Here is a 12,071-nt window from a genome sequence, read left to right as displayed (position 1 = left end):
GGCTCGGCCAGGCGCTCGCCGCCGGCCTGGCGCTCGGCCTCGCCGCCGCGGTGCTCGACCATCTCACCGGCTCGGGGCTTCGTGCCGCCGTGCGCGGGCTGCGGGAGATACCGCCGCAACTGGCCTTCGGGCTGAAGCCCGCCGCCTCGGTCATGGCGCTGCTGCTTCCGCTGGTCGCCGCGGCCGCCCTGCCTCGCCGCTGGCGCGTGGCCGGCCTGGCCCTTGGGGGCGGCGTGCTGCTTTGGGTCAGTGGCGACACCGCCCGGCTGGCGGCCGCCGCGGGGCTGATCCTGGTGGCCCTGACGGCGCTGGAGCGCCGCCTCCGCCCCGGCGCGCCGGCCTGGACACCGCGCCTCCTCGGCCTGGGCATGGCGGCGGTTCTGCTGGCGACCCCGCTGCTGCTCGGCCCCGCGCTGCGCCACCTGCCGACCTCCTTCCAGAGCCTGCCGCCCTCGGCCGTGCACCGGCTGGTGATCTGGGATTTCGGGATGGAGCGGGCGCGGGAGAAGCCGCTGCTGGGCTGGGGGCTGGAGGCCGCGCGCGCCTTGCCCGGCGGCAAGGAGAACCCCTCGTCCGACCGGCTGTCGCGGCTCGGCGTCGAGCGGCCCGGGCTGCGCGCCTGGTTCGCCGCGCCCCATGTCGAGCTGATGCCGCTGCATCCCCACAACGGCGCCCTGCAGATCTGGCTGGAACTCGGCTGGGTGGGGGTCGTGATCGCCGCCCTCGCCCTGCTGCTGCTGGCCTTCGCCGCCCGGGGGCCGGCGGCGGCGGCGATGACCGGCGCGCTGGGCTCGGCCTTCATCACCTTCCTGGCGAGTTTCGGGGCCTGGCAAAGCTGGTGGTTGTGCAGTGCCGCTCTTGCCCTGGCCTGCGCGGGCGGACTCTCTGGAGCCGCCTCCGCCAGGGCGAAAACGTAAGCAGGTATTACACAACTTCAAAGGGAAGTGAGGGGGCGCCATCAACCCTCGCCTCCCTGGCCCCGGCCTGTAGGCTGATCCGCGCAAACACAAGGCGTGGAGTTGGTGGCGATGGCCCGCGGGCACGGGCGGCGTTCAATCCTGGGTGCGACGGCGGCCGTCCTGGTGTCGCTGCCGCGCCAGCCCGGCCATGCCGAGCACCGGAATGCCGCAGGGCCGGCGCCCCGCGATGAATGGGAGAGTTTCCGCGACCGCTTCGTCACCGGGGACGGGCGCGTGGTGGACACCGGCAATGGGGGCGTCTCGCATTCCGAGGGCCAGGGATGGGGCCTGCTCTTCGCCGAGGCCTTCGACGACCAGGCCACCTTCCGCCGCATCCTAGCCTGGACGCGCCGCGCGCTGGCGCGGCCGCAGGACCGGTTGCACGCCTGGCGCTGGCAGCCCGGCCGGGCCCGGCCCGTGGAGGACGCCAACAACGCCACGGACGGCGATATCTTCATCGCCTGGGCCCTGAGCCGGGCCGCGCGGCGCTGGCAGGACCCGGACCTCGCCCTGCTCGCCGGCGAGATGCTGCGCGACCTGGAAGCCCTCTGCATCCGCCAGGTCGATGGCCGGACCCTGCTCCTGCCGGCGGCCTTCGGCTTCGATCATCCCCGCCACGTGGTGGTGAACCCTTCCTACTACGTCTTCCCGGCCTTTCCCGAACTGGCGCGGCTGCGCCCCGCGGGCCCCTGGAAGGAGCTGACGGCGGAGGGCTGCCGGCTGTTGCGGCAGGCGCGGTTCGGCCCCTGGCAGCTGCCGGCCGACTGGATCCAGATCGACCGGCCGCATGGCGCGCCCCGCCCCGCCCAGGGCTGGGCGCCGCGCTTCTCCTACGACGCGGTCCGCGTGCCGCTGTACCTGTCCTGGGCCGGGCTGACCGAGGAGCCGGCGCTGGCCGCCGCCCGCCTTTTCTGGGGCGGGGAGGCCAGCAGCAGGCCGGCCTGGACCGATCTCGATGGCCGCGCCGTCGCGCCCTATGCGGCGGATGCCGGCATCCAGGCGGTGGCCGAGGCGGTGACCGCGACGCGGCGCCCCGGCCCGCGCTTTCCGCCACTGTCGGAAGCGCGAAGCTATTATGCCGCCAGCCTGCTCCTGCTCTCCCGCCTGGCCGTGGCGGAACGGCCGCAGCTTGCATTGTGACGCAATCGGAGGTTTAACATTGCCTCCGAATCTTTCCCCTTTCATTCCCTTCCGCCTGCCCCGCGCGCCATGATCCAATTCGCTCCTGAGCCGCGCACCCCTCCGGCGGTGACGGCTGCCCGAATGCGGCCCTGATGCTTCAGCAGCCGCGTCGGCTTCTCTGGCCCTGGCGGATCGCCGGACTGGCCTTCACCGTCCTGATTCTTGTCGCAGTCGGCGGTGGCATCGGGCTGCATCTGCTGTCGGAACGCCGGCAGACGGCGGAACGCAGCCTGGCCGAGGCCAGCGTGCTGGCCAGAAGCATGGCCGCCCAGGCTTCCGCCCTGTTCAACGCGCTGAACCAGGCCATGATCGGGCTCGGCGCCGTGGCGCGGCGCACCGGGGCGGAGCAGGCGCAGGAGGCGCTGGAGGCGCTCGCCGTCCGGGAGGCCGCGGCGCCCGAGGGCGTCACGCTGGCCATCCTGTCGTCCGACGGGCGTCTGCTGCTCGCGAGCGAGGCCGGGCGCCGCCGGATCGCCGGCCTCGACCTGAACGACTTCGAGAAGGCGCTCGGCGCGCTGGCCGCCGGGCAGGGCGGCATGCGCTTCGGTCCGCCCGTGCGCAGCACGGTGGGACCGGCGCTGCCGCTGTGGCACCCCCTGCCTGATGGCCAGGAGGCGGTGCTGGCCCTGCTCCCCCTCCGGCTCTTCGAGGGCTTCTACGACCGCCTGCTGTTGCCGCCGGGCAACGAGATCGCGCTGATCGACGGCCAGGGCCGCCTGCTGGCGCGCATGCCCTCCGACCCGGACCGGATCGGCCAGCCGGCCGCGCAGGCGGTGCGGGCGATCGAGATCCTGCGCCTGCAGGAGAACTGGTCCGGCCTGAGCCGCACCGAGGAAGGGGGCGGCCATTTCACCGCCGTGGTGCCCGTGCCGGGGCAGCCGGGCGTCGTCTCGGTGGGGCTGAGCGAGGCGGCCGCCTTCGCGGCTTGGCGCAACCATGCGGGACTCGGCGTCCTGCTCACCCTCCTGATCACCGGCGTGGCCGGGTCGGGCGTGGCGCTGGTCCTGCGCGAGGCCCGGCAGCGCCTGGAGGCGCAGGGCCAGGCCACGGCGCGGCTGGAATGGCTGGCGCGCGGCTCGGCGCAGATCGCCAGGATCGCCGAGTTGCCCGTGCTGCTGGAAGTGGTCGCGCGTCTGGCCCGCGAGACCACGGGCGCCCCCTTCGCCGCCCTGATGCTGCTGAACCAGCCGATGCGCCGCCCCGCCGAGAGCCGGGGCACCGAGCCGGCACCGGGCCGGTTCGCCGCGCTCGGGCGCTGGATCGCCGGCCTGCCCGGGGAGCCCGTCGTGCCGGAGGGCAGGCTGCCGCCGCGGGAGGATCTGCCGGCCCGCATGGCGCTGCCGCTGAGGGAGGAGGATGGCGGGGCCTTCGCGGTGCTGGTCCTGGCAGAGCCCGAGGGCGGCTTCAAGGCCGATGGCGAGGCGATGCTGGACCAGCTCGCCCGCCTCGCCGAGGTGGCGATTCGCAACCGGCGTCTGATCACGGCGCTGCATGGCATGGCCGACGAGGCGAATGGCGCGCGCGAGCGTGTCGAGCACATCCTCGATTCGATCAGCGACGGCTTCATCGCGCTCGATGCCGAGTGGCGCATGACCTACGCGAACGGCGCCGCGCTCGGCATGATCGGCGTGGCCAGCCCGGCCCTCCTGGGCCTCACGCTCTGGGAGCGTTTCCCCTCTCTGCTGCAGGACGAGGCCTTCGCCCTGCTGCACTTGGTCGCCTCGCGCGGTGCGCATGAGGACTTCGCCGTCCACCTGCAGGAGCTGGATCGCTGGTTCCGCATGGTGGCGCATCCCGCCGGCGATGGCGTCGCCATCTTCTTCAGCGACATCACCGGCGCGCAGCAGGCGCGGCAACGGCAGTTCGAGAGCCAGCGCACGGAGGTCATCGGCCGGCTCGCCAGCGGTGCCGCGCGGGACCTGCTGCGGGAGTTGCGCGAAGCCGAGTCGCGAATCGAGCAGTTGCGCGGCACCATCGCCGACATCACCGGAGGCGCTCCCTCGGGCCTGCTGCGCGACGGCACCGCGGCGCTGATGGCGACGCGCCGCGGGCTCGAGATGGCCGGCAGGATGCTGGACTTCGCCAGCCTGACAACGGCCGGGAAGGCGGACCCGCATCCGGCGACCCTGCTGCGCAACCTCGAGCCCCTGCTCCGCGCCGCCCTGCCCGAAGCCGTCACGCTCCGCCTGGTCGTGAAGCCCGGCCTGCCCCGCCCGCGCCTGCCCGCCTGGCAGTTCGAGAATGCCGTGGTCGCGCTGGTGCTGCAGGCGCGGGACCTCATGACCGGTGCGGGACGGGTCGAGATCACCCTGACCGGAGCGCAGCCCGGGCATGGATCGGCGCATCCATGGCTGCACTGCCGGATCAGCGCCTCCGATGCGGGGGGCGGCGAGCGGAGCATTCCCTTCCTGCCCGGGGAGTCGCGCGGCGAGTTGCGCGCCCTGCAGGAGATGGTCCATCAGGCTGGCGGCACCCTGAAGCTGGATCGTGGCCCGACATCCGGCTTCAGCGCGGCGCTGGCTCTCCCCGGCCAGCCGCCGCCCGGCTCGGAGGCCTGCATTCCCAGAACCGGAGAGGCGGGAGCGCGCATCCTTCTCGTCGAGGACGAGGCGCCGCTCCGCCACGTTCTCACGCGACAGTTGCAATCCCTGGGGTGCACGGTGGTGGGTGTCGAGGCCGGGCCGGAGGCGCTAAAGGTGCTGGAGGAGGGTTTCCCGGCCGACCTTCTCCTGACCGACATGATCATGCCCGGCGGCATGAGCGGCCGCCAACTGGTGCGCGAGGCGCGTCGGCACAGGCGCAATCTGCCCGCACTGCTAATCTCGGGCTACGCCCTGAGCGAGGAAAGGCTGGGGCCGCAGGATCTTTTGCTGGCCAAACCATGCTCGCAGAACGACTTGGCGCGCCACCTTCGAAGACTGCTCGAACCAGTGGATCCCTCTCAGAAAGGCGATTCATCTCTCAACTAAATTATGGTTGTTGCCGTAGTATCTGCTATCCTTACGAGCAATGCTCGACACACATGCAACCCAGAAGTCGCCCGCTCGCTACGCCCGGCCGGCCCAGCCGTCGTGTGTGAACGAGCGTCCGACCCTGCTGCTCGGCATGGCCTCGCCCAGCCTGGCAGACTCCATGGCGGCCGCCCTGGCGGAAGCCGGCTACAACCCCCAGCGCGTGGAGAGCCAGACGGAACTCCGCCGCGCCCTGCAACAGGAGGCGGCGCGGATCGTGCTGCTGGACCTGGAGCTGATCGGCGGGGACAGCCTGTCGATCGTCAGCCATATCTCGGCGCCCGATCGCGGCCTCGTGGTGTTCAGCCGCCGGCCCTCCGAAGGCGAGCGAGTCGCCACGCTGGAGCTCGGCGCCGATGACCATCTCGCCCTGCCGGCATCGCCGCGCGAGGTGGTGGCGCGGCTGAAGGCGCTGATGCGCCGGCTTGGCGGTACCGAGGCCGCGCCCGCGGTGCAGATCATCTGGGGCGTGCAGCTCGACCCGGCGCGGCAGCGCCTGATCTCGCCGGACGGCATGGAGCACCACCTGACCGGCGCCGAAGCCGGCCTGCTGTCGATGATGCTGCAGAACCCCGGCCACCTGGCGGAGCGGGACGCGATCGCCGAACGGGTCCTGGGCTATCGCCGCAAGCCGCAGCAGCGGGGGGTGGACCAGTTCGCCTCCTCCCTGCGGCAGAAGCTGGAGCGGGTTTCCGACGGCCGAATCCAGGTGCTGGCGGTGCGGGGGCGAGGCTACCGGCTGGTGTGGTAGAAGCCCGGCCTGACATCGGCATGGCGGTTATGTCCACGGCCACCCATCCGCCCCTCTCCGAGGATCTGCGCGAGCTGCCGCCGGATCCGAACCTGCCGGACGACCTGTCGCGGCAGAGCCTGCGCCTGCTTGCCGCCCTGCGCCGGCATCACCCGCCCACGGCGGATCATTCCATCCGCGTCGCCACGGTGCTGCTGGCCATGTGGTCGCGCCGGTCCGAGGCGCTTGGCGATGCCGCGCTGATCGTCGCCGCCGGTCTGCTGCACGATCTCGGAAAGCTGTTCCTTCCCGTCTCGCTCCTGGACGCCGCCCGGCAGCTGACCCCGCTAGAGACGGCGGCGGTGCGCGAACACCCCCGCACCGGCTCGGAAACCCTCTCGGCCCTCGGCTATCCGGAAGCCGTGGTCTTCTCCGCGCGCGATCATCACGAACGCTGGCAGGGCGGCGGGTATCCCTCGGGCCGCCAGGGTCGCGAGCTGATGCCGCTCGTTCGCGCCGTCTGCGTGGCGGATGCCTTCGTCGCCATGATCGAGCCCGGCCGTGCCTACCGGCGCCACCTGACGGTGGCCGAGGCCCTGCTGGAGGTGCAGGCCTGCAGCGGGACGCAGTTCGATCCGGGCTTCGCCGCCCTGCTGGTCGATGGGCTGGGCCCCACCTTCCAGGCCGAGCTTGGCCTGGACACGGTGCCCGGCGAGCGGCGCGCCGTGGTCGCGGGGCTGTTGCCCTCCCACCTGTTGCAACGCGCCCTCCGGCTGCCGCCCTGCCCCTGGTGACCCCCCGGCGCCGCGCCTGGCGTCAGCGGCCGCCCGGCAGCAACCCGGGAAGGGCCTGGCCCAGGCCCGAGAGGCCCTGCGGCAGGTTCAGCGCCATCAGGCCCGGCGGCACCTCGAAACGGGCGGCGTTCAGCGGCGCATAGCGCACCTCCTCCGCCTCCAGACTGCCGCGGCGGCCCTCCCGCTCGCCGCTGGCGCGCAGCAGCACGCCATCCGGCGTCAGGCAGGCCGTGCCATTCCCCTCTTTGCTGACGATGCGCCACAGGGCGCAGTCATGCCCCGCCACGCGCGCGGAGCCGGCGCGGCTCACCTTCGCGCCCTCCGGCAGGCCGTCGAGCAGGGGGATCTGGCCCCGGCCCGGCAGGGTCACCACCATGCGCTGCCCCTCCATCACCATCTGCGCGCGCTGCGCCGGGATATCGAGCAGCACCCAGCCCGGCGCGCGCGGCGTCTCGATACGCCAGCGCTGCCGCGCCGCCAGCCAGGCCGCCTCCACCGGCTGCGCGGTCTGCCCCGGGGCGCTGGCGGTGTAGCGCACCGCCACGTCCCGCGTCGGAAACAGGCGCGGCGTCTCCTGTGCCGCCGCCGAAACGGCCAGAAGCGGGCCCGCCAGGGCCAGGATCCGGGTCAGTGCAGTCCTCAAGCGCGTGTCCTCTTCCTGTCCCGCCGCGTGCCGGCGGCCGGGTGCTTGCGCGCCGTCCGCCGCCGCCGCACCCTGTGGCGTATCGGCGCCGCCGGCCTCGGCGAGGCCCGGAACGGCGCCATCTTAGGTGAGGAAAGGACCCCCCATGGACAAGATCGCCGTCGTCACCGGAGCCGGCAGCGGCATCGGCCGCGCCGCCGCGCTGGCGCTGCTCGGCGCCGGCTGGAAGGTGGCCCTGGCCGGGCGCCGCCAGGATGCGCTGGAGGCCACCCGCGCCGAGGCCGGCGGGCGCGCCGGCGACTGCCTGCCGGTGCCGACGGATGTCAGCGACCCCGCCTCGGTCAAGGCGCTCTTCGCCGCGGTGACGGAACGCTGGGGGCGCTGCGACCTGCTGTTCAACAACGCCGGGCGCGGCAGCCCGTCGGTGGATTTCGACGAGATCACGCCGGAGGACTGGTTCGGCGTCGTCGGCGCCAACCTGCATGGCGCCTTCCTCTGCGCGCAGGAAGCCTATCGGGTGATGAAGCAGCAGTCGCCGCGCGGCGGCCGCATCATCAACAACGGCTCCATCAGCGCCCATGCGCCGCGCCCCGGTTCGGCGCCCTACACCGCCACCAAGCATGCCATCACCGGCCTGACCAAGTCGATCAGCCTGGACGGGCGGAAGTGGGACATCGCCTGCGGCCAGATCGATGTCGGCAATGCCGCGACGCCCATGACCGAGCGCATGGTCCGCGGCGTGCCGCAGCCGAATGGCGATATGCTGGCCGAGCCGCGCATGGATGTCCGCCATGTCGGCGAGACCATTCTGCACATGGCCTCGCTGCCGCTCGACGCCAATGTCCAGTTCGTCACCATCATGGCCACGAAGATGCCCTTCGTCGGGCGCGGCTGACGGGCCGGGAGGGGCCGATCGCCCCTCCCTCACCTTTCGCCCGAACGAGCCGGCTTACTCCACCCTGGCACCGGAGCGGCGGATGACCTCGGCCCAGCGGCCGATGTCGCGCTCCTGCACGGCCCGGAACTCGGCCGGAGTGGCCACCGTGCTGGGGGTGATGCCCTGGCTCTGGATCAGCCAGTCCTTGAAGTCCGGCGTGTTGATGATCTTGCGGATCTCCTCGTCCATCCGCGCCTGGATCGGCTGCGGCAGGCCGGCCGGCGCGAAGATGCCGTACCAGGTGCTGCTGTCGAAGCCCGCAAGGCCACAGGCCTCCTCCACGGTCGGCACCTCCGGCAGGGCCGGCAGGCGCTTCCGGCTCGACACCGCCAGCCCCTTCACCTGCCCTTGCCCGATATAGCCGATGGCGGGACCCGACTGGTTGAAGAAGAAATCCACGTCGCCGGCCAGCAGCGCCGTCTGCGCGCCGGGCTGGCCGCGGAAGGGCACATGCACGACCTCCAGCCCGGCCACCTGCGCGAACTGCGCCCCGGCCAGATGCGTCGAGGCGCCGTTTCCGGTCGAGGCATAGTTCAGCGCGCCGGGCTTCGCCTTGGCGGCGGCGATCAGGTCCTGGCAGGTGGCGAACTGCGGCCGCCTCTCGGCGCTCACGGTGAGCACATTCGGCACGTCGCCCAGATGCGTGATGGGCGTGAAGTCCTTCACCACGTCGAAGGGCAGGCTGCTGTAGAGCGTGGCATTGATGGCGTGGGTGCCGGCGGTGCCGAAGAGGAAGGTGTAGCCATCCGGCCGCGCCTTGGCGACGAGATCGCTGGCGATATTGCCGCCGGCGCCCGTGCGGTTGTCCACCACCACGGTGACGCCGAGGGCCCTGGACAGCGGCTCGGCCAGCTTGCGCTGATAGATATCGACCCCGGAGCCATTGGGGAAACCGCCCATCAGCGTGATCGGGCGGTTGGGCCAGCTGGCCTCCTGGGCCCGGGACGCGGTCAGGGGAGCGAGAAGCCCAGCCAGCGCCAGACCGAGCAGAAGATGACGGCGCATCAGATCAACCCTTACTGAACATTCACCGAAGGCTAATCGTCGCACCCGCCCCCCGAAAGCCTGGAAGAGGACGGATTCTTCCCCAGAGAGGAGACCGCTGCCCGGAAAGCGGGCATCCCCCGCCATCGAAGGCAAAAAACCCCTGCCGCCGGAAGGCGACAGGGGCTTCAGACCCACGACGGGTGGAGGGATCAGCTGCCCTTCAGCACCACGGCCTGACGGCCACGCTGGCCGTCGCGCACCTCGAGGTTCAGCTTCTCGCCCTGCTGCACGTCCTGCTTGCCGGCGCGCTGCAGCACGGAGGAATGCAGGAACACGTCCTGGCCGCCATCGTCCGGCGTGACGAAGCCGAAGCCGCGCACCTGGTCGAACCACTTGACGGTGCCGTTCACGGCATAGGTCGGGCCGCCCTCGTCGCGGCCGCCGAAGTCACGGCGCGGCGGACGGTCGCCGAAGCTGCGCGGCGCGCCGAAGCCACCGCCCGCACCGGCGCCGCCGAAGTCGCGGCGCGGCGGACGGTCGCCGAAGCCGCCGCCGAAGCCGCCACGATCGCCGAAGTCGCGGCGCGGCGGACGGTCACCGAAACCGCCGGCGCCGAAGTCACGGCGCGGCGGACGATCGCCGAAGTCACGACGCGGGCGGTCGCCCCCACCGGCACCACCGCCCGGGCCGAGCTTCCGCTCGGTGATCCGGGTGACCAGCCGGCGGCCCTGGCGGTCCGTGCCGATCTCGCAGACCAGCTTGTCGCCGGTCTCAGGCGGTTCGATTCCGGCCTCGGTCAGCGCCGAAGCGTGGAAGAACACATCCTGGCCATCCGGACCCAGCACGAAGCCGAAGCCCTTACGGCCGTTGTACCACTTGACCTCAGCCTCGATGGGCCCGGTGCCGCCCTGCGAATCGTTATCGGGAAACACTGCGTCTCGTATCCGTAAAAAAGTGTGCGGCCCGACGGGATGCGGGGCCGGCTGACCGGTATCCTCGCACTGGCGGGCGATGATTGCTAGTCGAATCGCAGGGGATTGTACGGTGCCGGATCAAGATCCGGGCGCCGGCGCGCGACGAGGTCCAGCGCCAGCTTCGCCGTCCGTGGCGCGCCGACCAGGCCGGTATGCCCGTGGCCGAAGGCAAAAACAATATCCGGGCTGCGCCGGGCCGGGCCGATGCAGGGCAGGCCGTCCGGCATGCTGGGGCGATGGCCCATCCAGAAGCGCACCCGCTCGGGCGGCAGATCGCGCGGCAGGCCCGGGAAGCTGCGCAGCAGATGGTCGCGCAGGATCGCCGCGCGCCGCCAGTCCGGCGCATCCTCCAGGGCGGCGATCTCCACCTGCCCGGCCGCGCGCAGCCCGGCCTCGGTCATGGTCACGCCCATCTTGCCGTCCGAGGGCATCAGCGGGACGCGCGGCCCGGCCTCCGGCGCGGCGATGACGGCGTGGTAGCCGCGCTCGGTCTGCAGCGGCAGGCGGTTGCCCGCCAGCGCCGCCAGCGGGCGCGACCGGATGCCGGCGGCGATGACCGCGCGGTCGGCGGCGACCTCCCCCGCCTTCGTGCCCACCGCCCTGAGCCGCCCGTCCTCGATCCGGAAGCCGGTGGCGGCGGCGCGCCGCAGGCGGGCCCCCTCGCGCACCGCCTGCGCCACCAGGGCCGCGACATAGGCGCCCGGGTCACGGCAATGCCCCCCCTCCTCGGCCAGGATCGCGAAGCCGTAGCGGCGGTCGAGCTCCGGCTCGCGCCGGCGCAGCTCCTCAGCCCCGATCTCCCGCCAGGTCAGCCCGACCTGGCGGCGGACACGCCAGGCCAGGGCCTCGGCCTCGAAGGCGGCGCGGTCGGGGTAGATGTACATCAGCCCGTCGCGCCGGATCAGCCCGGGCACGCCGGCGGCCTCCGCCAGGGCCGCGTGCAGCGCGGGCGCGCCCTCCAGCAGCGGGCGGAGCGCCCGGGCGGCGCGCAGCACCCTGGCCTCGGTCCAGCCGGACCAGAGGTAGCGCAACAGCCAGGGCGTCGCGCGCGGCAGGTAGGACCAGCGGATGGATAGTGGCCCGAGGGGGTCGCGGAGGAACTGCGGGACCCTGCGCCAGGTGCCGGGCGTGGCGGGCGGGATCACGGAATGGGGCGAGAGCCAGGCGCCATTGCCATCGCGGGCCGCCGGCGCCCCCCCCGGCTCGGCCGGGTCGAGCAGCGTGACCTCCCAGCCCTCGCGCCGCAGCGCGAGCGCCGTGCAGGCGCCCACGATGCCGGCGCCGATGACGACGACATGCCCGCCGCTCATCGGGATTGCAGCCCCGGATCGCGCGCCAGCAGCGAGACATGGGCGGAGACGACGCGCCACCCCTCCGGCATCCGTGCCATGATCTTGGTCTCGCGCCCGATCAGCCCGGTTGGTATCCCATCGGCGCCGAGGCGCTCGTATTCCAGGTGGGTGGCGGCGAAGTCCGGGCCGAAGGCGACGATGTGGACCTTCCTCTGCGCGCGCCGCGCATAGGCCTTCACCGAGGCGCGGAAGGCGCGGATGGCCTCATGCCCGTAGAGGATCTCGCCGATGCCGAAGCGCACCGTGCGCGGGTCCGCCCAGAAGAGGCTGTCCAGGATCTCCGCGCGGTTGTTCATCAGCGCGTCCTCGTAGCGGTCGAACACCGCCCGGACTTCCGCAACCACCGCCGGATCGTCGATCTGCACGCGCGCACCCCTCCGCTGCCGGGAATCGAGGCGCGCAGGGTGCCGCAGGGCGCCGGGGGGGGGGGCGGGGGGGCCCCCCCCCCCCCAGGGCGCAGGCGGTGGCGGAGGGCCGTCCCCTCCGCCTGATCGTGCCCTTC

11 protein-coding genes are annotated in these 12,071 nt (G+C 72.8%); 6 read left to right on the top strand and 5 right to left on the bottom strand.

What is annotated here, in order from left to right; genetic code table 11:
- The 5 genes from ACVMLK_RS16690 to ACVMLK_RS16670 all read left to right on the top strand — a co-directional run.
- Positions 1 to 917 (top strand): O-antigen ligase family protein (locus tag ACVMLK_RS16690; RefSeq protein WP_457487036.1); only part of this gene is annotated, 917 nt, incomplete at its 5' end.
- A 111-nt stretch (positions 918 to 1,028) separates the two neighbouring features.
- Complete coding sequence (locus ACVMLK_RS16685; RefSeq protein WP_457487037.1) at positions 1,029 to 2,099, top strand: glycosyl hydrolase family 8; 1,071 nt, start codon at positions 1,029 to 1,031, stop codon at positions 2,097 to 2,099.
- 134 nt (positions 2,100 to 2,233) lie between these two features.
- Positions 2,234 to 5,110, top strand: coding sequence for a PAS domain-containing protein (locus ACVMLK_RS16680; protein ID WP_457487035.1), 2,877 nt, complete (start codon positions 2,234 to 2,236; stop codon positions 5,108 to 5,110).
- 106 nt (positions 5,111 to 5,216) lie between these two features.
- Positions 5,217 to 5,903: a response regulator transcription factor gene (locus tag ACVMLK_RS16675; protein WP_198364766.1), complete on the top strand. Its 687-nt coding sequence runs from the start codon at positions 5,217 to 5,219 to the stop codon at positions 5,901 to 5,903.
- A gap of 20 nt (positions 5,904 to 5,923) precedes the next feature.
- Complete coding sequence (locus ACVMLK_RS16670; RefSeq protein ID WP_198364765.1) at positions 5,924 to 6,676, top strand: HD-GYP domain-containing protein; 753 nt, start codon at positions 5,924 to 5,926, stop codon at positions 6,674 to 6,676.
- Between the two features lie 22 nt (positions 6,677 to 6,698).
- Here ACVMLK_RS16670 and ACVMLK_RS16665 read toward each other — a convergent pair whose 3' ends face one another.
- Positions 6,699 to 7,319 (bottom strand): hypothetical protein, encoded by a 621-nt coding sequence (locus ACVMLK_RS16665; RefSeq protein ID WP_457487034.1) that lies wholly within the window; start codon positions 7,317 to 7,319, stop codon positions 6,699 to 6,701.
- A gap of 145 nt (positions 7,320 to 7,464) precedes the next feature.
- Between ACVMLK_RS16665 and ACVMLK_RS16660 the strand changes: the two genes are divergently transcribed.
- Positions 7,465 to 8,214 carry an SDR family oxidoreductase gene (locus ACVMLK_RS16660; RefSeq protein ID WP_422924352.1) on the top strand — a complete coding sequence of 250 codons (750 nt, stop codon included), beginning with the start codon at positions 7,465 to 7,467 and terminating at the stop codon, positions 8,212 to 8,214.
- A 54-nt stretch (positions 8,215 to 8,268) separates the two neighbouring features.
- On the opposite strand, the gene ACVMLK_RS16655 is transcribed toward ACVMLK_RS16660, so the two are convergent.
- The 4 genes from ACVMLK_RS16655 to ACVMLK_RS16640 form a co-directional block, all read right to left on the bottom strand.
- On the bottom strand, positions 8,269 to 9,261 hold the full coding sequence (locus ACVMLK_RS16655; RefSeq protein WP_457487033.1) for a Bug family tripartite tricarboxylate transporter substrate binding protein: 993 nt from the start codon (positions 9,259 to 9,261) through the stop codon (positions 8,269 to 8,271).
- 191 nt (positions 9,262 to 9,452) lie between these two features.
- Positions 9,453 to 10,175: a cold-shock protein gene (locus ACVMLK_RS16650; RefSeq protein ID WP_457487032.1), complete on the bottom strand. Its 723-nt coding sequence runs from the start codon at positions 10,173 to 10,175 to the stop codon at positions 9,453 to 9,455.
- Positions 10,176 to 10,261: 86 nt separating this feature from the next.
- Positions 10,262 to 11,527, bottom strand: a complete 1,266-nt coding sequence (locus tag ACVMLK_RS16645; protein ID WP_457487031.1) for an NAD(P)/FAD-dependent oxidoreductase — start codon at positions 11,525 to 11,527, stop codon at positions 10,262 to 10,264.
- On the bottom strand, positions 11,524 to 11,934 hold the full coding sequence (locus tag ACVMLK_RS16640; RefSeq protein ID WP_457487030.1) for an AtzH-like domain-containing protein: 411 nt from the start codon (positions 11,932 to 11,934) through the stop codon (positions 11,524 to 11,526). Before ACVMLK_RS16640 ends, ACVMLK_RS16645 begins: the two co-directional genes overlap by 4 nt.
- Between the last annotated feature and the right edge of the window lie 137 nt (positions 11,935 to 12,071).

The organism is Teichococcus aerofrigidensis (assembly GCF_054073225.1).
Note: the sequence above shows the minus strand (reverse complement) of the source record. Positions and strands in the feature narration are given on the sequence as shown.